We start from the raw sequence: 20298 nt of genomic DNA, 5'->3' as shown, positions 1-20298 counted from the left end.
CGCGCAACGTCCCGCGTCACCGCTGACCTACGCGGATGATATGCTGAATTGCCAGAGGTTAAAACAGCAGTTAGAACTGTTTCAGCTTTGGCTCGGTTCAGAATTCCGCGCCGGCGTCAGCGCGGAAAAGCTCATTGATGCCAGAACCTTGTTCATCGATCGCCTGTTGCAGCGGCTATGGTACTTCTACGGTTTTGAAAATATTGCCCAGACTTCTCTGGTCGCCGTAGGTGGATATGGTCGCGGTGAGCTGCACCCGCTTTCCGACATCGACGTGCTGGTCTTAAGCCAGACAGCGTTGAGTGAGGAACATTCCCAGCGCGTCGGCCAATTCATCACCCTACTGTGGGATCTGAAGCTGGAAGTCGGCCATAGCGTCAGAACGCTGGAAGAGTGCTTACAGGAAGGGCGCGCCGATATTTCTGTCGCGACCAATCTGATCGAATCGCGCATGATATGCGGCGACGTCGCCCTGTTTCTCTCGCTGCAAAAACACATATTCAGTGATGAATTTTGGCCATCATCCACGTTTTTTCCAGCAAAAATCGCCGAACAGCAAGAGCGCCATCAACGCTATCACAGCACCAGCTACAATCTGGAACCCGACATCAAGAGCAGTCCTGGCGGGCTACGCGATATTCATACTCTGCTGTGGGTCGCGAGACGCCACTTCGGTGCCACCTCGCTAAATGAGATGGTCGGTTTCGGCTTCCTGACTGAGGCCGAACGTAAAGAGCTGAACGAATGCCAAAGCTTTTTGTGGCGCATCCGCTTCGCTCTGCATCTGATCCTGCCGCGTTACGACAACCGGTTGCTGTTCGACAGGCAGCTTAACGTTGCGCAACTTTTGCAATATCAGGGCGAAGGCAACACGCCAGTAGAACGCATGATGAAGGATTTCTACCGTATGACGCGCCGCGTCAGCGAGTTGAACCAGATGCTATTGCAGCTCTTTGACGAAGCGATTCTGGCACTGGATGCGAGTGAGAAGCCTCGCCCGATTGACGATGAATTCCAGCTACGCGGTAATCTGGTGGACCTGCGCGATGAAAACCTGTTTATCAAAAAACCGGAAGCCATCATGCGCATGTTCTACCTGATGGTGCGTAACCGCGACATCAGTGGTATTTACTCCACCACGTTGCGCCAGTTGCGCCATGCACGTCGTCACCTCGCCAGCCCGCTCTGCACCATCCCGGAAGCGCGCCAGCTATTCATGAATATTCTGCGCCACCCACACGCGGTAAGCCGTGCCCTGCTGCCAATGCATCGCCACAGCGTGCTGTGGGCGTACATGCCGCTGTGGGGGAATATTGTCGGCCAGATGCAATTCGATCTGTTCCATGCTTATACGGTGGATGAACACACGATCCGCGTTCTGCTCAAACTGGAAAGCTTCGCCGACAAGGATACGCGACCACAGCATCCGCTGTGCGTAGAACTCTACCCTCGCCTACCCCAGCCCGAATTATTGCTGCTGGCGGCCCTGTTCCACGATATTGCGAAAGGCCGCGGAGGCGATCATTCTGAACTGGGTGCGCAGGACGTGTTGGAGTTTGCCGCGTTGCACGGGCTGAACTCGCGTGAAGCCCAGTTGGTTTCCTGGCTGGTACGCTGCCACCTGCTGATGTCCGTCACCGCACAGCGTCGCGATATTCAGGATCCTACCGTCATTCAGCAATTTGCCACCGAAGTGCAGAGCGAAACCCGCTTGCGCTATCTGGTCAGCCTGACGGTTGCGGATATTTGCGCCACAAATGAAACATTGTGGAATAGCTGGAAGCAGAGCCTGTTGCGTGAACTTTATTTCGCGACGGAGAAACAACTGCGCCGTGGCATGCAAAATACGCCAGATTTACGTGAACGCGTCCGGCATAACCGCCTGCAAGCATTGGCGCTGCTGCGTATGGATAACATCGACGAAGAAGCGTTGCACCACATCTGGAGTCGTTGTCGCGCCGATTATTTCCTGCGCCACTCGCCAAATCAGCTTGCCTGGCACGCGCGCCACCTGCTGGAGCATGATGTCAACAAACCGCTGGTGCTCATCAGTCATCAAGCCAGCCGTGGCGGCACAGAGATTTTTATCTGGAGCCCGGACAGGCCCTATCTTTTCGCGGCGGTCGCCGGCGAACTGGATCGACGCAACCTCAGCGTGCACGATGCGCAGATTTTTACCAGCCGCGACGGCATGGCGATGGATACGTTCATCGTGCTGGAACCGGACGGCAGCCCGCTGGCGCAAGATCGGCATGAAATGATACGCCATGCGCTGGAACAAGCGCTAACACAACGGCATTATCAACACCCGCGCGTACGACGCCCCTCACCCAAGCTGCGCCACTTTTGCGTGCCAACGGAAGTCAACTTCCTACCGACACATACGGACAGGCGCAGCTATATGGAGCTTAGCGCACTCGATCAACCAGGGCTGCTGGCACGTATCGGTGAAATTTTTGCCGATCTCAACCTATCGCTGCACGGCGCACGCATTTCCACGATCGGCGAACGGGTAGAGGATCTTTTCATTCTGGCCGACACCGACAGACGGGCATTAAAGCCGGAATTGCGCCTTAAATTGCAAGAACGGTTGACAGAAGCCCTTAACCCAAACGATAAAGTACCATTGAGTTAATTTTTACAATCAGGAAAGAGAAATCAGGATGCACCAACAACTACAGAACATCATTGAGACGGCTTTCGAGCGCCGCGCTGAAATCACTCCGGCAAACGCAGACACCGTTACACGTGAAGCCGTCAGTCAGGCTATCAGCCTGTTGGATAGCGGCACCCTACGCGTTGCAGAGAAAATCGACGGCCAGTGGGTTACCCATCAGTGGCTGAAGAAAGCGGTGCTGCTCTCTTTCCGCATTAACGATAACCAGGTGACGGAAGGCTCAGAAACGCGTTATTACGACAAAGTGCCAATGAAGTTTGCCAACTATGACGAAGCCCGCTTCCAGCGTGAAGGCTTCCGCGTCGTACCACCAGCGAGTGTGCGTCAAGGCGCCTTTATCGCCCGCAATACCGTGCTGATGCCGTCTTACGTCAACATCGGCGCTTACGTTGATGAAGGCACGATGGTAGATACCTGGGCAACCGTCGGTTCTTGTGCTCAGATCGGTAAAAACGTTCACCTGTCCGGCGGCGTAGGTATCGGTGGTGTTTTGGAGCCATTGCAGGCGACCCCGACCATCATTGAAGACAACTGCTTCATCGGTGCGCGTTCTGAAGTTGTAGAAGGCGTCATCGTGGAAGAAGGTTCCGTTATCTCCATGGGCGTGTTCATTAGTCAAAGCACCCGTATTTACGATCGTGAAACCGGCGAAGTCCACTATGGCCGCGTACCCGCTGGCTCCGTCGTGGTTTCCGGCAACTTGCCGTCCAAAGATGGCAGCTACAGCCTGTACTGTGCAGTCATTGTGAAGAAAGTGGATGCGAAAACCCGCGGTAAAGTGGGTATCAATGAGTTATTACGCACTATCGACTAAACGAGAAACGGCGGGTTAATCACCCGCCGTTTTTTTATCTTCGAACGATAAGTGATTTATATGTCCCCTAAATACTTCGGTATGACGGGTATATCTAAAAGCCGAGAAGGTGACGCTATGTATGACAATCTAAAAAGCCTGGGCATTACCAATCCCGATGATATCGATCGCTACAGCCTGCGTCAGGAAGCGAACAACGACATCCTGAAGATCTATTTTCGTAAAGATAAGGGCGAGTTTTTCGCTAAAAGCGTGAAGTTCAAATATCCACGCCAGCGTAAGACCATCGTGGCCGACAACGCAGGACAGGGCTATAAAGAGATCAACGAGATTAGCCCAAATCTGCGTTATGTCATTGATGAATTGGACAAAATATGCCAGAAGGAACAGGTTGAGGTCGATCTGAAGCGCAAAATCCTCGACGATCTGCGCCATCTGGAAAGCGTCGTTTCCAACAAGATTACCGAAATTGAAGCGGATTTAGAGAAACTGACCAAGAATCGCTAAACACGAGCATTCTCTAACAGGCTGCAACAACAACGGGAGCACAACAGGCTCCCGTTTCTCATTTCAGCACAGAATCACTGTGCATCAACCAAATCAGCCCATCCTTCAACCCACGGGCATGAAATCACTTCTGGTTCTGGGTGTTCGACGGCATCAATTTCCAACACGTCACCCAGACGCTTAGCACCGATTTCCTGCAACAGCGCATCGAAAAGATGACCGCCCGCACAGAAATTCGGGTAACTGCTGTCGCCTAGCGCAATCACGCCATAGCGCAGCGCGGGCTGATAACCGCCGCTCTCACGCAGTGCGGCGTAAAGCGGAACAATAGAGTCAGGCAGTTGGCCTTGTCCCGTCGTCGACGTGACAACTAAAACCGAATGCTCGCGATAGTCCAGCCAGGATTCCAGCGTCGCATCTTCAAAAACCTTAACCTCATGACCACGATCCCTGAGGATATTTTCGGCTTCTTCCGCCACCAGCAATGCATTCCCGTAGACCGTACCCACAAAAATACCAATCTGCGCCATGCTTCTGACTCCCTTTTTGATTCAATGTGTTTGATATAAAAGCTATACAAAGTAATACGGAAGATATTACCCGACGAAATGTTTGCTATCCTGACCTGAGTCGGCAGGAAACTCAACCCCTTCAAACTCAGGGAGAATCCCCTGCCAGCCAAACTGAGTCATCACACCTTGCCATGGCGTATCCCAGCATGCTTGCAACGTCAATGGCTGCCCGCTCACTGGATGATTAAGCTGTAGCTCGCTGGCATGCAGCATGAGTCTGCCGCAGGAAAAATGTGTCTCCATGGCACGATTGTGTCGCAGGTCGCCGTGTGCGGTATCGCCAATAATCGGATGGCGGAGGTGTGACATATGGCGACGGAGCTGATGTTTACGCCCGGTCAGTGGCTTCAGTTCCATCAGACTGTATCGTGCCGTTGGGTAACGGCCAATGGCTACCGGCATCTCGACCTGCGCCAAAGAACGGTAATGCGTGACGGCAGGCTGCGGTGCCTTATCAGGATTCGTAAACTTGTCGGCGATCTTGTCCAGCTCTTCGGTGAGCGCATAGTCAATCACGCCGTCGTCCAGCACATAGCCACGCACCACGGCATGATACATTTTCTGCATCTGGTGTGATTCAAACTGCTGGGATAGCGCACGCGCCACCTCGCTGGACAGCGCGAGCAACAACACGCCGGATGTCGGCCTGTCGAGACGATGAACGGTATACACATGCTGGCCGATCTGATCGCGCACGGTCTGCATCACCACGACCTTTTCTTTGCGATCCAGCCAGCTACGGTGGACAAGCCAGCCGCTGGGTTTATTGACGGCGACCAGATGCTCATCCTGATAAATAATCTCAAGCATCGTGTACTGCGCCATCCTGTGCATCTGGGCGGAACAGCGCATCAATCAGCCCGATATGCAACAGAATCGCCGATGTCTCTTCTGGCGCACCTTCCAGTGCTTCTTCAAAATAGGGAAGCAAAGCCAGTTCTGTGGGCAACGCTAATTCGCTATCCAACAAGGCATGCATGCGCGGCAAAAAGACCCACTGCAACCACTCTTCGGGTTTCATGGTATCAAGGCTGAAAGGCTCAGTGCTATTAAACGCTTCGTCTTCTGGCGGAACAACCTGCCAGAAAGGACTTTCCCTCAACGCGCGCTCAATATCGAATAATGACTGACGAACCTGGTTCTCTCTACTCATGCGGTTTCTCGCCCTTGAAGCCAACAGTAATGACGGCAAAGCATAGCATTGATATCAGCCTGACCCAATCGCCGCATGTTGACCACAGGCTATCGGCGACAACCTCAGTTCCCAATGCTACAGGCAAAAAAGTGGGGGTACTGATTGCTCAGTACCCCCGGTTCGTTTTATAGCTATCCCGCTACACATTTGCATCCCTGCTCATCCATGAAAACTTTTCCTTTTTGGTCATCCTGACCCACAATCCTTGCTGGCGTCCTACTTTCTTCCTGACGTTTCCATCCTGTATCTTCCGTGATTAAATCCCTTAGGCTCCTGCCCCACCGATATTCCTAATCGGCTCTCGATCTCCTTCCTGGAGGTGTCCCTGATTTCATCCTGAAACCATGTATCTTCCTGAAACCATGTTTCGTCCTGAAAACAACCCGAGTGCAGTAACACTATTTTGTTACTAATAATCACCATTACACACACTGTAACCGGTTACTAACTTAAGTTATAAGATGTATTAATTGTCAGCTTTCAGCAAGGGGTAAGTGACAATGTTTCTCAGCACACCTTAGACGACATGGTAAATTTTTGTTTTAATCGTCTAATTAATAATGAAAAAATAAAAATGAAACATATTTTCAACATTAAAGATAAGATATTTCTTACAGCAAATGTAAGAGATCTCTCACAAAACCAAAAGTGAAATTCGATTAACCATTAGACCGCTAACGGATTCAGGTTAGAAAAAAACGCTGTCAGCGTCGGTGCTAAGATCTGACGCTTTTTCGTACCGAACTCTTCCAGGATGATCTCACCAGAAATATTACACAACGACACCATTGTCATCTCAGAATCGGTCGTCGCTAAAAACAGCGTCGGCGTAAGTTTAAGGCGTTTCTGAGTTAACAAGTGGCCAATCAGATTCTCCTGAATGCGGGTGAAATCCTCTTCGCTCCACACCTGCAATAGCTGACAAGATAGCGAATCAAACTGCGCCGCCATATCTCCGGCATACTGCGCGGTGTAAAAAGCATGAACATCAGGATGCAAGCTAATTTCCAGCGCACGTTCCACGCCGTCCAATGCGGCTGAAGGAGCAAAAGGCTGCGGCAACCAGTAAACCGTATTCTCATGATTTTCGACAATACACGGGGAAGGTATGCCGTAAAGGGCTTCACTGGCGGGAAAGTGCCCCTTCTCCTGTTGCCAACAGGCAACATAACGCTGGGTAAACGCCGCCAGTGCCGAAACGACCTCATGCTCCATAATTTTTCTCATCACTCTTTTAGTCAGGTTACACTATTCGCCATCACGATTATCACATCAAGGTAACAGCATGTCCGTTTATGACAAGCACCAGGCCCTGAGCGGGCTGACACTGGGCAAACCCACCCCCTACCACGACCGCTATGATGCCGCACTCCTGCAACCCGTGCCACGTAGCCTGAACCGCGACCCATTGGGCGTTTATCCTGACAACCTGCCTTTTCATGGCGCAGATATCTGGACGCTCTACGAGCTTTCCTGGCTGAATAACCGTGGCGTGCCTCAGGTGGCTGTCGGTGAAATGCATCTGAATGCGGAAAGCCTGAATCTGATTGAATCAAAAAGTTTTAAGCTGTACCTGAACAGCTTTAATCAGACGACGTTCGACAGTTGGGAAAGCGTACGCGACACGTTAGCCAACGATCTGGCGCACTGCGCACAGGGAGACGTCAGCGTCACGCTTTCCAAACTCAGTGAGCTTGAAGGCCAGCCGCTAGCGGGCTTCACAGGCGAGTGCATCGATGATCAAAACATTCAGATCGACAGCTACGATTTCAACGCCGACTATCTGGCGACAAATGAACAGAACGCGCCTGTCGTTGAAGAAACGCTGATCAGCCACCTGCTGAAATCCAACTGTTTGATCACCCATCAGCCCGACTGGGGCTCTGTACAGATCCACTATCACGGCAAACGCATTAACCGTGAAGCGCTGCTGCGCTACATTGTCTCGTTTCGTCATCATAACGAATTTCATGAACAGTGTGTGGAACGAATTTTTAACGACATCATGCGCTACTACCAGCCGGAAAAACTCAGCGTTTATGCCCGCTATACCCGACGCGGCGGGCTGGACATCAACCCGTGGCGCAGTAACTATCCCTTTAACGCGCCAAATGGGCGTCTGCCGCGCCAGTAACCGGCCGATAAGTCGCGCGGGCTTGCACGGTAACTGCGTAGCGTCACGCAAATGGGTTCTAAGACTGCCGCCAACATTGGAAAAAATGATGACAGCGCGTTAAGGTGGTATTCCAGACAACAAAAGATCCATAACGTCTGAATGGTACTCAAGTAGGTTTCATTTAGATTCGCGGCATTTAACGCATGTATAGCCCGCGTCGCGTCTTAAATGAATAACATTCGTGCCGTGTTGCTGAAGCGTCGAACGTGTAGTAACGGAACGTGCTCTCGGCAGCCAGCATGGCATCGCGAATTATATTGCGTTTCAAGGAGCAAAATTGATTACACATATCAGCCCATTGGGATCGATGGATTTGTTATCGCAGTTGGAAGTCGACATGCTGAAAAGCACGGCCAGCAGCGATCTCTACCGTTTGTTTCGCAACTGTTCCCTCGCCGTACTGAATTCCGGTAGCCAGACAGATAACAGCAAAGAGCTACTGTCTCGTTATGAAGATTTTGATATCAACGTGTTACGCCGCGAACGTGGCGTCAAACTGGAACTGGTGAATCCACCGGAAGACGCGTTCGTGGATGGCAATATCATTCGTGCGCTACAGGCCAACCTGTTCGCCGTATTGCGCGACATTCTGTTCGTCAACGGCCAAATCGCCAGCGCGGGCCGCTATCAGAACCTAAATCTGGAAAATTCCGCCCATATCACCAATCTGGTGTTCTCTATCCTGCGTAATGCCAAAGCGCTCCACGTCGGGGAAGAACCGAACATGGTGGTTTGCTGGGGCGGCCATTCAATTAATGAAATTGAATATCAGTATGCACGCAAGGTAGGCAGCCAGCTCGGCCTGCGTGAACTGAATATCTGTACGGGCTGCGGTCCGGGTGCGATGGAAGCACCAATGAAAGGTGCCGCCGTCGGTCACGCACAGCAGCGTTATAAAGAGGGGCGCTTCATCGGTATGACTGAGCCGTCCATCATTGCGGCCGAACCGCCGAATCCGCTGGTCAATGAACTGATCATCATGCCGGACATAGAAAAGCGTCTGGAAGCCTTTGTCCGTATCGGGCACGGCATCATTATTTTCCCCGGCGGGGTCGGTACGGCGGAAGAGTTCCTCTATCTGCTGGGCATCATGATGAACCCGGAAAACAACGAACAGGTGTTGCCGATTATCCTGACAGGGCCGGAAGAAAGCGCAGACTATTTCCGTGTGCTGGACGAATTCATTGTGGGCACGCTGGGTCGTCAGGCGCGTCGTTACTATTCGATCATCATTAATGACGCCGCGGAAGTCGCCCGTCAGATGAAGAAAGCGATGCCGCAGGTGAAAGAAAGCCGTCGCCACACGGGCGATGCCTACAGCTTTAACTGGTCATTGCGCATCGCACCCGACCTGCAACTGCCCTTCGAGCCGACGCATGAAAATATGGCCGATCTCAACCTGCATCCGAACCAACCGGCTGAAGAGCTTGCTGCCGCGCTGCGCCGAGCGTTCTCCGGCATTGTGGCTGGTAATGTGAAGGAAGTCGGTATTCAGGCAATTGAGCAACGTGGGCCATACAAAATTCACGGCGATCCGCAGATGATGAAAAGCATGGATACGCTGTTACAAGGCTTTGTCGCACAGCAGCGCATGAAGCTGCCCGGCAGCGCCTATATCCCCTGCTACGAAATCTGCTCCTAACGGTCCACCGAGCGGTCGTCTCTATGTGGGGAAGCTCAGCTTCCCCCTCTTATCACATCAGGAATCACGCGATGCCCGTCCATTTGCTGATTGTCGACGCACTCAACCTGATACGTCGCATTCATGCGGTTCAAGGTTCCCCGTGTATCACGGCATGCCAACATGCGCTGCATCAGCTCATACAAAACAGCCAGCCTACGCACGCTGTCGCCGTCTTTGATGATGAAGATCGCGATGCCAGTTGGCGTCACCAGCTCCTGCCAGACTACAAGGCAGGACGCACGCCCATGCCGGATAATCTGAAACAGGAACTCCCGCAGATTAAATCGGCATTTGCCGCAGCAGGCGTAGCAAGCTGGCACAGTCCCGGCAATGAAGCCGACGATCTGGCAGCGACGCTAGCCACCAAGCTGTCATCAGCAGGGCATCAAGCAACCATTGTATCGACCGATAAAGGGTACTGTCAGTTATTGGCACCACACATTCAGATTAGAGATTACTTTCAGAAACGCTGGCTGGATCTGCCGTTTATCGAACAGGAGTTTGGTGTTTCACCGCAGCAGCTTACGGATTACTGGGGGCTGGCGGGCATTAGCAGTAGCAAAATTCCGGGCGTCGCGGGTATCGGCCCCAAAAGCGCAGCACAGCTTTTGCAACAGGCAGGGAGTCTGGAGGCGTTGTACCAGCAATTAGATACCGTGCCGGAGAAGTGGCGTAAGAAATTGGAACAATATAAAGAAATGGCGCTTGTCAGCCGACAGGTGGCCACGCTGCGTACCGATTTAACGCTCAATGGTAATCTGCAACAGCTAAGGCTGCCGGTGCAGATTGCCGCTCAGTCGGGCCCTCACTAGCGACATGCATTAATATGGATGCGTACCCGTTATCCTAGATACGCATCCGTATGCTTTTATCGCTCGTCGCGACGGCCAGGCACTGCACTCCAGAAACGACGAACATGCACGGTGATTTCTTCACGATCATGGTACAGATGCTTGGCATGAACTTCAGCATTAATGCCATTTTCACTCAGGCGTTCACGCAACTGCGCCAGATTCTGCGACACTTCTTCGTAGCGTTTCTTCATTGGCAGTTTCAGATTGAAAATGGCCTCACGGCACCAGCCCTTCACCAGCCAGTCGCTCATCAGGCTCGTCACTTTCGCCGGCTTTTCCACCATGTCGCACACCAGCCAGTACACATTATTCCGCGGTGGTTCGAAGCGGAAGCCGTCCGCCTGATGATGCATCACCTGCCCAGTTTCCATCAGACTGGGTGCCATTGGCCCATTGTCTACTGCATAAACCATCATGCTGCGTTTGACCAGTTGATACGTCCAACCGCCGGGACACGCGCCTAAATCCACCGCGTACATCCCGCTGCCCAAACGCTCATCCCACTCATCCGCGGGAATAAAAACGTGAAACGCTTCTTCCAGTTTCAACGTCGAGCGGCTTGGCGCATCAGAAGGGAATTTAAGCCGTGGGATACCCATATAAAACGGCGAATTGTTATTGCTATAGGAGTAACCGACATAGCAGCAGCCTGGCGCAATAAACAGCACATGCAGTACCGGCCGATCTGCTTTTTCATAACCCAAGAGAATTTTATGTTCGCGCAACGCCGCACGCAGCGGCACGGTAAATTTGCGGCAGAACTTCATCAGTTCCTTGCTTTCGTTAGTGTCAGGAACTTCAACACGCAGTTCCCCGGCGCGTTCAATGGCTCCCGACAACATGCCGACAATTGGCGTGATACGATCTTCCGGCGGCAGATCACGCAGTAACTCACCGCTTACGAACATTTGACGAGCAAAAATCAGCTCATGGAACGGCAGTGTTTTCACCAGACGTTCAGCATCTTCATGCTGGTAGCATTCAAACACCACGTAGCCGCTGTTTTCTTTTACCCGCGCGAAGCCAAAGGCATTATGCTGCGTGGCTTTTTCCGTTATTTCTGCCGCACACTCTTTTTCGAATCCAGGACGGCAATACAAAATGACTTTATTCATGGCGTTCAGCCTTTCTCTTCAGACGCAGTGCGCCAATCAATATTAATATCCATCCCACCAGAAAACAGGTTCCGCCAAATGGCGTCACATAAACCCATAGCTTCAGATGAGAAAGCGCCAGACAGTATAAACTTCCGCTGAAGAGTACCGTTCCCAACGCCAGAAAAACGCTGCTCCAGTAAAACCACAGGTTGGTTCGGTGTTGCATAGCAATGGCCAGCGCCAAAATCGCCAGCGTGTGAAATGCCTGATATTCAAGGCCGGTACGCAGCCAGCCCAGTTCCGTTGCACCCAGCGTTTTACTGAGGACGTGGGAACCAAACGCGCCCAGCGCGACAAAAGTGAAGCCACTGACAGCAGCAAACACCAGCATGAAACGACTATTCATCGTAGTTACCTATAATCGTTGTTACCTATAAACGAGGTTGCTGACAAAGACCGCCGTTTTCGTTCGGCAAGTAGGTCGGTCTCAGTCTGAAACGTAGTTATCTACGTGAGTTATTCGGTCACCCAACCTTCGACAGCCACACGGCCTCAGCGCGTGCCGTTGTCATAGCGAAAACGAAACTTTTCCTGCTCGCTGGCTGCCCGCGCCAAAATCCAATGGCGAAAGGCGGCTATTTTACCCAGTTCTGCCTGACTGTCATGACATACCAGATAAAAAGCGTTCCGGCTGACCAGCACATCGTTAAATGGGCACACCAGCCTCCCAGCTTCGATTTCCGTTTGTGCCATTACATTATTCGCCAACGCCACGCCCTGACCATGAATCGCCGCCTGCAACACCATGGCGCTGTGGCTGAAAATAGGCCCCTGCTGCACGTTAATTTGCACGCCAAGCTGACGCGTATAGGACAGCCAGTCACGACGCGACGCATCGTGCAACAGCGTGTGTGCGACCAAATCATCCGGCGTTTTTAACGGGTGATTCCCCGCCAGCAACGCAGGTGAGCAAACGGGTAACAGATATTCGGCGTACAATTTTTCTACCCGTAACCCCGGCCAGTTTCCCCGACCGTAGAAAATCGCGACATCCACGTCATCCGCCAGACGATCTTCATCGCGATCCACTGCTTGAATACGCACATCAATTCCTGGATAGTCGGAGTTAAAGCTCGACAGACGTGGTACCAGCCAATGAATGGCAAAGCTGGGTAGCAGGCTAACCGTTAACGCGCCTTTGGCGCTGCGGGATTGCAGCTTGCGGGTTGCGTCATTCAAAGATGAGAAAATCTCTTTGATATCAAGGTAGTAACTTTGCCCCTCTTCCGTCAGTAGCAGGGAGCGATTACGACGGCGGAATAGTTTAAGCCCCAGAAAATCTTCCAGGGATTTAATCTGGTGGCTGACGGCGGCCTGCGTAACAAACAGTTCTTCTGCCGCTTTGGTAAAGCTTAAATGGCGAGCCGCCGCATCAAAAACGCGCAATGCGTTGAGCGGAGGAAGACGTTTTGACATGAACGAAATCTTTTGGTTTACGCTAAATCAGCGGTTTATCGGGCACATTGATACCCATTAAATCTTAAGATGCAGAAAAACAACCAAGGGAAAGATCCCCTGCCAATTAGCTGGCTAAGCGATTAATACCAGTGGCAACAGCCGGATTCTCTACAACGAAAAGATGACGGGCACAACTATTAGTTTTTGTAATCCGAGACATTATAATTTGTCCGTTGAGGATGTACCAGCAAATACCTATATTAGCGCAACTTCCTAGGCCGGAACGAAAAGTACGGAGGGGTAACCTGAGTGCTTTTGGCTTGTGGTTGTGATGTTGTGTTTGCTATTTGTTTGTCTGCCTTTTGCAGATGTGGTAGCGAGTCTAGCCTATTCACTTCCTGTACATTTACCCTGTCTGTCCAAAGTGATTTTTTGTGTAGCACCGTAAATTACGGTGCTTTTTTTTGTCCTCGATAAAGAAAAAAAGCCAACGTGTTACCGCTGGCGTTTTAGTCTACACTTGCAATGCTAAGTAATACTTGATTACTTCGCTTCAACCATTTCACGTACATTATCACGACTAATCTGCTGGTTCTGACCATACGCGTCTGTGTAGCTGATCATCCCCGTATCGTTATCCACTTTTGGCTTGCCTTCAGAGATAATGGTACGCCCATCATTGGTATGTAAGACGTAGTTGCTAGAACAGGCTGCCAGAGTAAATGCCAGTGCGATAGCGGCAAAAATAGAGATTTTATTCTTCATAATTAGTCCTCATCAACTTTAAATTTCATCCAATATACTTATTTCATCAGGAAATCCTGAAAAGTAACAATTTAAAGCGTAGCAAGAATTGTTTTTTTTTCCACAAAATCGTATTAAGCATAGTCTTAAACTTGTCTCTATCGACAAAATGGGACAGGATCTGTCCTCCAAAAGAGGATGCTCATGACACCGTTTAACCCTGCCACCTTTCGCCAACAGTTCCCCGCCCTCCAGCCTTCGACGGTGTATCTTGATAGTGCCGCGACCGCGCTGAAACCACAGCCTGTCATTGATACAGTGCAACAGTTCTATAGCAGTGAAAGCGGTACGGTGCACCGCAGCCAGCATCGCGGCGCGCAGGCGCTAACCCAGCGTTTTGAAGGTGCTCGTGAGCAAGTCGCCACGTTACTTCACGCCGACGATCCGCGTTCCATTGTCTGGACCAGAGGCACAACGGAAGCAATCAATCTGGTCGCCCAGAGCTATGCTCGCCCTCGCCTTCAACCGGGCGACGAAATCGTTGTGAGTGAAGCGGAGCATCACGCCAACCTGATTCCATGGCTCATGGTGGCGCAGCAAACTGGCGCAAATGTGGTGAAGTTACCGATAGGTGCGGACTTCTTGCCGGATGTTGAGCAGCTAGCTACGCTGATCACCCCCAAAACCCGGCTGCTGGCGCTGGGGCAAATGTCAAACGTGACGGGCGGACAGCCCGATCTGGCGCGCGCGATTGCGCTGGCCCACGGCTATGGCGCGGTAGTGATGGTTGACGGCGCGCAGGGCATTGTTCACTGTCCGCCGGATGTACAGGCGTTGGATATTGATTTCTATGCGTTTTCCGGGCACAAACTGTATGGTCCAACCGGGATTGGCGTCCTGTACGGCAAAACCGCCTTGCTGGAGAGTATGATGCCGTGGCAAGGCGGCGGGAAAATGATGACGCAAGTTTCGTTTGACGGCTTCAAACCGCAGGCGATTCCGCAGCGGTTTGAAGCCGGGACACCGCATATTGCTGGCGTGCTTGGCCTGTTTGCGGCGTTAGACTGGCTAAGCTCGCAGGAGTGGCACGCCGCCGAGCAGCACAGTCAGTGGCTCGCGCAGCTTGCCGAAACACAGTTGACGCGGTTCCCCGGCTTTCGCAGCTTCCGTAGCCCGCACTCCAGCGTGCTGTCCTTTGATATTGCCGATGTACATCACAGCGATCTGGTGACGCTGTTAGCCGAAAGCGGCATCGCACTGCGCGCCGGGCATCACTGTGCGCAGCCGCTGATGAACGCACTCGGCGTCAGCGGCACGCTCCGTGCCTCATTCGCCCCGTACAATAACCAACAAGATGTTGCTGCACTGATCGCCGCGGTGGGCAACGCCCTTGACTTACTGATCGACTAAACCATGACCGAAACAACCGACGCTATGCATCCTTTTGACCACATGCATCCTTTTGGCCACGCCATCACCGTCGCCGATCTGCTGGCGCGCTTTGATACCTGCCGCGCATGGGAAGATCGCTATCGGCAGCTTATTTTATTGGCAAAGGCGTTACCCGCACTGCCCGAGGTGCTGAAAACCGAGGATATTTCATTATCCGGCTGTGAAAATCGCGTCTGGCTGGGTTATCAACGTCAGGAAGACGACAGGCTGCACTTTTACGGTGACAGCGATGGGCGCATTGTTCGGGGATTATTGGCGGTATTGCTCACCGCCGTTGAAGGAAAAACGCCAGAAACGCTATTACAGCACGATCCACTGGCGCTGTTTGACATGCTAGGACTGCGCGCTCAGCTCAGCGCTTCACGTTCAAGCGGGTTGGCGGCGCTGGCCGCCAGAATCAGGAACATAGCAGAACAAGAAGCAGCGGGAAAATAGCGGAATCGCGCTACTTCTGCGCCACAGACGATCCTCCCCTTTTCGCCATCATCTTCTTCAGCGCATGGGATACCGCAACAAACCCGAAGGTTGCGGTGACCATCGTCGCAGCCCCAAAGCCTGACGCGCAATCCATCCGCATGACACCATCTGCCGTACTACGAGACGCACAAACGGAACCATCAGGCTGCGGATAAACCAGCGGCTCGCTGGAAAACACACAGTCGATACCCAGCTTTCCTTTGCTGTTCTTCACCACGTTAAAATCGTGCTTTAACCGCTCGCGTAGCTTGGCAGCCAGCGGATCCTGAATCGTTTTCGCCAGATCGGTAACTTCAATCCGGGTCGGATCGATCTGCCCGCCAGCACCACCGGTTGTCACCACCGGGATTTTATAGCGGCGACAGTAGGAGAGCAGCGCCGCCTTCGGGCGCACACTGTCGATAGCATCAATCACATAGCTGAAGTTTCGGTCAAGCAGCTCGGCCACGTTTTCCGCGCTAATGAAATCATCCACGCAGGTGACACGACATTCCGGGTTGATCGCCAGAATACGTTCCGCCATCACTTCCGTCTTCGACTGCCCTGTGTGCTGACGCAACGCGTGGATCTGACGGTTGGTATTACTGACGCATACATCATCCATATCAATCAGCGTAATCGCGCCGATGCCGGTACGCGCCAGCGCCTCAGCCGCCCAGGAACCAACGCCACCAATGCCAATCACACAAACGTGAGCCTGAGAAAACAGCGTCAGCGCCTGTTGACCATATAACCGCGCGGTGCCGCCGAAGCGTTGCAAATAGGCTTCGGATAATTGCGTACTCATTTAACCAACCTTACGAAAACAAAATCACAGAAGAATAAAACAGCGAGAAAAGCGGCTCAGGATAGCGCTAAACCCGCACCACATCCACCAGACAGCTCATGGCATTCGGCCCCTGAGTGAGCGGCGACGTGCCGATATCCAGCGTCAGGACATTCGCATTTCCTGATTGCTCAACCGGATACCACGTTTTCTGACCAAAGCCGGGCTCAAACCAGGCACCAGTGGGCATAATCACCACGCCCGGCGTGACGCCGTCGGTAATCTGTACGCCCGCCAGAATACGGCCACGCGCGTTTCTGACTTCCACCTGAGAGCGATCGGTAATATCCCGCGCAGCAGCGTCCTGCGGGTGCATGTACAGCGTCTCTTTTCCTGCGGTCTTATTCGCGGCAACCTGCGGCGTAGCGGCCAGTTGGCTATGCAAACGGTCAGATGGCTGAATAGAAATAAAGTGCAGCGGCCACTCTTGCGCGCTTTCAGCCCCCAGCCATTCAACGGGAGGCTGCCACTCAGGATGCGGCGCAAAATCGGCATAGCCATAGCTAGCGATGGCAGAACTGAACAGTTCAATTTTACCGCTTGGCGTACTCAGCGCATGCTGCTGCGGGTCACGGCGGAAATCCTCAAAGAACACAAACGGTTTTTCATCCATCGGGATTTCGACATGTCCCTGCTGCCAGAAATCCTCAAATGACGGCCAGTTATTAGCGGCATCGCGCTGCCGCGCTCGGCATTCGTCATAAAGGTGTTCCAGCCATTGCTGCTCGCTGCGATTTTGCGTGAACATGTCACCATAGCCCAGACGTTCCGCCAGTTCGCTGAAGATATCCACGTCATTACGCGCCTGATGCTGCGGCACAATCGCCTGATGCATGGCAAAGATAAAACGATCACGAGACGACCCGCCAATGTCATTACGCTCCAGCGTGGTGGTGACGGGCAGTACGATGTCCGCCATCTGTGCCGCTGGCGTCCAGACGATATCCTGCACAATCACCGTATCTGGCTTACGCCAGCCGTCCACCAGACGGTTCAACTGCTGGTGATGATGGAACGGATTACCGCCCGCCCAGTGAATCAGATGAATATCGGGATAAGTATGGGTTTCGCCCTGAAAGGTATAAGGCGCTCCCGGATGCAGTAGCATATCGGCGATACGTGCCACAGGGATCGCCAGCCCCGCGTTCGGGGTTGACGGAGAAGCGGGCCCAGGCGTTGAAATACGCTCGTTGCCGACGCTGTTCATCGAACCGTGGCCGAAGGAGAATCCACCACCCGGTAACCCTACTTGCCCCAGCATTGAAGACAGCGCAATCATCATCCAATAGGGCTGTTCGCCGCGGTGTGCACGCTGCACAGAGTAAGAACAGGTAATAAAGCTGCGCACACCGATCAACTGCTGCGCCAAACGCCGGATGCGCTCGGCAGGAATACCCGTGATGTCGCTGGCCCATTCGGGCGTTTTCACCATGCCGTCGCCGCGACCATGCAAGTAGTCACTCAGTTGCTCGTAGCCAACGCAGTAGCGTTGCAAGAAATCTTTATCGTCGGCACCCAAGCGCTGAATTTCATAACCCAGTGCCAGCATCAAGGCGACATCGGTATTCGGGCGGATGGGAATCCACTCGGCATTCACAAATTCAGGGCAGTCATCGCGCATAGGGCTGATGTTAATGACCGGAATGCCTTTCGCCACCAGCGTTTCCAGCGCGGGCTTCAACGTGTGGTGCCCGGCGCCGCCGGAGGCCACCTGTGCGTTTTTCAGCGCCAAACCGCCAAACGCGAGGAAAATATCACAGTGCTCGGCGACGCTGCGCCATTCGGTTACCTTACCCGTTAGCGGATGGAAGGTGCCAATCACATACGGCAGGAAGAACTGCGCCGCGCCCCAGCTGTAATTACCCTGCTGGTCGACCGCGCCGCCGCCGGAGAAATAGAAGCGTCGCACCTGAGAACGCGCATGGTGATAGCGCCCGGCAGATGACCAACCGTAGGAACCGGCAAACATGCCGTCTGCACCGTAGCGATCGCGAATACGACGATTCTCCTGCGCGACCAGATCAAGCGCCATCTCCCAATCCACTTCAACAAAGTCTTCCCGGCCACGCAGCGTTCTGTCGCTATTTTCGCGTTTCTGGAGCCAGGAACGCCGCACCGAAGGCCGACGGATACGCCGGTCGGAATACACCAGCGGCACGATGGAATCGAGCATGGCGGAAGGGGCCGGATCGTCGGCAAACGGCTCGCATCGAATCAGCTTGCCATCTTCAACCACTGCGGTAAACGCGCCCCAGTGCGCAAGATGTGGATAACGTTTAATCGCCATGACAACCTCAGAGAAGAATCAATTTTGTTGATAGTTAACCAGCAGCGAAGAACCCGAACCATTCGCTGGAAAGAGCGAACTGCCTTGAGAACTCTTCAACACCCAAACCCGCCCATAGTGGTTATAGAAGCCAGCCGAATGCCCTGCATCTGGCCCAATGCCCTGATACATATCGAAGTGCTGGCCTTTAATCGCCCCACCGACATCCAGTGCAATCATCAAGCGCATTTCATACTTGCCGATGAATTTGCCTACGTTATCCAACAACGGCACTTCCATTAACAGGGCTGTGCCTGCCGGAATCAGCGAACGGTCAGATGCCACAGAGGCTTTCGCCACCAGCGGTACGGCACTGGCCCCTTTCACAGGCGCGGACATCATGGGTTTAAAGAACACAAAAGAGGGGTTCTGCTCAAACAGTTCACGTACTTCATATTCGGTGTGCTGCTCCGCCCACTTGCGGATGGCCTGCATAGACATCTCTTCACGCGGAACTTCACCACGATCGATCAGCACTTTGCCAATACTGCGGTAGGCATGGCCGTTTTTACCGGCATAGCCGAAGAACGTCAGCGGACGTCCATCGCCAAAATCAATATAGGCACTGCCCTGCACTTCCATCATGAAATTATCGACTAACGAGTTAGTCCAGGCGAGAACCAGTCGATCATCGAGCGCACCGGCATAAATACCAGCACGATCCGGCAGCCGGCTGTTCTTTCTGCCCTTTGACGGCATAGCATATAAAGGATGGCGGAATTCCCCCTGACGGGTATGGCGCGCCTGCAACACGGGCGTGTAATAACCGGTGAACTGCACGTTACCAAAGTTATCAACGCCTTCCATCTGCCAGGCATTCAGGCCAAACTTGCTCAGTTCACGGGTATCCGCGCCTGACATCATCCAGTTTTCAATCGCCTGAAAGGTCGAATTATTGCGCGTATAGAGATTCGGTGACGCCGAGCGTATTTCAGCAACCTGAGTCATGAAATCCCGCGCGTTGACGGGTTTACCCTTGGCATTGGGCTCATTCACCAATTCCAGCGGCTGGTTGAGGTGACCATCTTTATATTGCTGCCCGCGATCGGTTGGCCTGGATTGACACCCAGCCAAAATGGCGATAACCACTACGGTCAGCACATATTTTCCCCACCATCCCTTCATCTTTACACTCGCTTTTTACATCAAAAAAGTTACCGTCGAACGATAACAAACGGCTATCGAGAAAGGAATGGGACAGCACATAAATCCACGGTTCAGGCGTATGGCGTTCGACAGACGACACAGTAAAAAATCAGGGTTTCCTTTCATCGCTACATTGCGGTTATAAAATGACCCATCAGGTGGTAAATCAACCAAATACCGCGCTTTTTAGAGAAATAGGTTGCATCAATACTCATGGAGAGTATAGTGCGCATCCACAGACGCGGGGTGGAGCAGCTTGGTAGCTCGTCGGGCTCATAACCCGAAGGTCGTCG

At 52.8% G+C, this 20298-nt stretch carries 19 protein-coding genes; 8 read left to right on the top strand and 11 right to left on the bottom strand.

Features of this window, described 5'->3' with window-relative positions; genetic code table 11:
* Positions 1-40 precede the first annotated feature (40 nt).
* The 3 genes from glnD to ACKQAD_RS04275 all read left to right on the top strand — a co-directional run bounded on the left by glnD (position 41) and on the right by ACKQAD_RS04275 (position 3998).
* A complete protein-coding gene (gene glnD / locus ACKQAD_RS04285) occupies positions 41-2635 on the top strand; it encodes a bifunctional uridylyltransferase/uridylyl-removing protein GlnD (RefSeq protein ID WP_409159149.1) in 2595 nt (864 codons plus the stop codon).
* A 28-nt stretch (positions 2636-2663) separates the two neighbouring features.
* Positions 2664-3491: a 2,3,4,5-tetrahydropyridine-2,6-dicarboxylate N-succinyltransferase gene (gene dapD / locus ACKQAD_RS04280; RefSeq protein ID WP_409159016.1), complete on the top strand. Its 828-nt coding sequence runs from the start codon at positions 2664-2666 to the stop codon at positions 3489-3491.
* A gap of 117 nt (positions 3492-3608) precedes the next feature.
* Positions 3609-3998, top strand: a complete 390-nt coding sequence (locus ACKQAD_RS04275) for a DUF3461 family protein (protein ID WP_409159015.1) — start codon at positions 3609-3611, stop codon at positions 3996-3998.
* Positions 3999-4072: 74 nt separating this feature from the next.
* Here the strand turns inward: ACKQAD_RS04275 and ACKQAD_RS04270 are convergent, their stop codons facing one another.
* From ACKQAD_RS04270 to syd, 4 genes are all read right to left on the bottom strand, one after another.
* Positions 4073-4528 (bottom strand): flavodoxin, encoded by a 456-nt coding sequence (locus ACKQAD_RS04270; protein ID WP_409159014.1) that lies wholly within the window; start codon positions 4526-4528, stop codon positions 4073-4075.
* Between the two features lie 66 nt (positions 4529-4594).
* Positions 4595-5380, bottom strand: coding sequence for a tRNA pseudouridine(65) synthase TruC (truC, locus tag ACKQAD_RS04265; protein WP_409159013.1), 786 nt, complete (start codon positions 5378-5380; stop codon positions 4595-4597).
* Positions 5373-5723, bottom strand: a complete 351-nt coding sequence (locus tag ACKQAD_RS04260; protein WP_409159012.1) for a YqcC family protein — start codon at positions 5721-5723, stop codon at positions 5373-5375. Before ACKQAD_RS04260 ends, truC begins: the two co-directional genes overlap by 8 nt.
* A gap of 708 nt (positions 5724-6431) precedes the next feature.
* Entirely contained in the window at positions 6432-6980 is a 549-nt protein-coding gene (gene syd / locus ACKQAD_RS04255) for a SecY-interacting protein (RefSeq protein ID WP_409159011.1), read from the bottom strand.
* A gap of 70 nt (positions 6981-7050) precedes the next feature.
* Here syd and queF point away from each other — a divergent pair, with 70 nt between their 5' ends.
* The 3 genes from queF (at position 7051) to xni (ending at position 10437) form a co-directional block, all read left to right on the top strand.
* The gene (gene queF, locus ACKQAD_RS04250) at positions 7051-7899 is read left to right on the top strand and encodes an NADPH-dependent 7-cyano-7-deazaguanine reductase QueF (RefSeq protein WP_409159010.1); all 849 of its coding nucleotides are present in this window, start codon (positions 7051-7053) and stop codon (positions 7897-7899) included.
* A gap of 319 nt (positions 7900-8218) precedes the next feature.
* Positions 8219-9583, top strand: a complete 1365-nt coding sequence (gene ppnN, locus ACKQAD_RS04245) for a nucleotide 5'-monophosphate nucleosidase PpnN (RefSeq protein WP_409159009.1) — start codon at positions 8219-8221, stop codon at positions 9581-9583.
* Positions 9584-9654: 71 nt separating this feature from the next.
* The gene (gene xni, locus ACKQAD_RS04240; protein ID WP_409159008.1) at positions 9655-10437 is read left to right on the top strand and encodes a flap endonuclease Xni; all 783 of its coding nucleotides are present in this window, start codon (positions 9655-9657) and stop codon (positions 10435-10437) included.
* A gap of 56 nt (positions 10438-10493) precedes the next feature.
* Here xni and rlmM read toward each other — a convergent pair whose 3' ends face one another.
* The 4 genes from rlmM to ACKQAD_RS04220 form a co-directional block, all read right to left on the bottom strand.
* The gene (gene rlmM, locus ACKQAD_RS04235; RefSeq protein ID WP_409159007.1) at positions 10494-11594 is read right to left on the bottom strand and encodes a 23S rRNA (cytidine(2498)-2'-O)-methyltransferase RlmM; all 1101 of its coding nucleotides are present in this window, start codon (positions 11592-11594) and stop codon (positions 10494-10496) included.
* Positions 11587-11982, bottom strand: coding sequence for a DUF423 domain-containing protein (locus ACKQAD_RS04230; protein ID WP_409159006.1), 396 nt, complete (start codon positions 11980-11982; stop codon positions 11587-11589). Before ACKQAD_RS04230 ends, rlmM begins: the two co-directional genes overlap by 8 nt.
* Before the next feature lie 146 nt (positions 11983-12128).
* The gene (locus ACKQAD_RS04225) at positions 12129-13052 is read right to left on the bottom strand and encodes a transcriptional regulator GcvA (protein WP_409159005.1); all 924 of its coding nucleotides are present in this window, start codon (positions 13050-13052) and stop codon (positions 12129-12131) included.
* 525 nt (positions 13053-13577) lie between these two features.
* Positions 13578-13799 (bottom strand): YgdI/YgdR family lipoprotein, encoded by a 222-nt coding sequence (locus ACKQAD_RS04220; RefSeq protein ID WP_409159004.1) that lies wholly within the window; start codon positions 13797-13799, stop codon positions 13578-13580.
* 183 nt (positions 13800-13982) lie between these two features.
* Between ACKQAD_RS04220 and csdA the strand changes: the two genes are divergently transcribed.
* Positions 13983-15188 carry a cysteine desulfurase CsdA gene (gene csdA / locus ACKQAD_RS04215; RefSeq protein ID WP_409159003.1) on the top strand — a complete coding sequence of 402 codons (1206 nt, stop codon included), beginning with the start codon at positions 13983-13985 and terminating at the stop codon, positions 15186-15188.
* A 3-nt stretch (positions 15189-15191) separates the two neighbouring features.
* Entirely contained in the window at positions 15192-15665 is a 474-nt protein-coding gene (gene csdE / locus ACKQAD_RS04210) for a cysteine desulfurase sulfur acceptor subunit CsdE (RefSeq protein WP_409159002.1), read from the top strand.
* Positions 15666-15675: 10 nt separating this feature from the next.
* Here csdE and tcdA read toward each other — a convergent pair whose 3' ends face one another.
* From tcdA to mltA, 3 genes are all read right to left on the bottom strand, one after another.
* Entirely contained in the window at positions 15676-16494 is an 819-nt protein-coding gene (tcdA, locus tag ACKQAD_RS04205; protein WP_409159001.1) for a tRNA cyclic N6-threonylcarbamoyladenosine(37) synthase TcdA, read from the bottom strand.
* Positions 16495-16561: 67 nt separating this feature from the next.
* A complete protein-coding gene (locus ACKQAD_RS04200; RefSeq protein ID WP_409159000.1) occupies positions 16562-18820 on the bottom strand; it encodes a molybdopterin-dependent oxidoreductase in 2259 nt (752 codons plus the stop codon).
* 18 nt (positions 18821-18838) lie between these two features.
* Complete coding sequence (gene mltA / locus ACKQAD_RS04195; protein WP_409158999.1) at positions 18839-19984, bottom strand: murein transglycosylase A; 1146 nt, start codon at positions 19982-19984, stop codon at positions 18839-18841.
* Between the last annotated feature and the right edge of the window lie 314 nt (positions 19985-20298).

The sequence above is a fragment of the Pectobacterium artocarpous genome (assembly GCF_046159765.1).
Taxonomy (GTDB): domain Bacteria; phylum Pseudomonadota; class Gammaproteobacteria; order Enterobacterales; family Enterobacteriaceae; genus Pectobacterium.
This window is presented reverse-complemented; position numbering and strand designations above follow the sequence as displayed.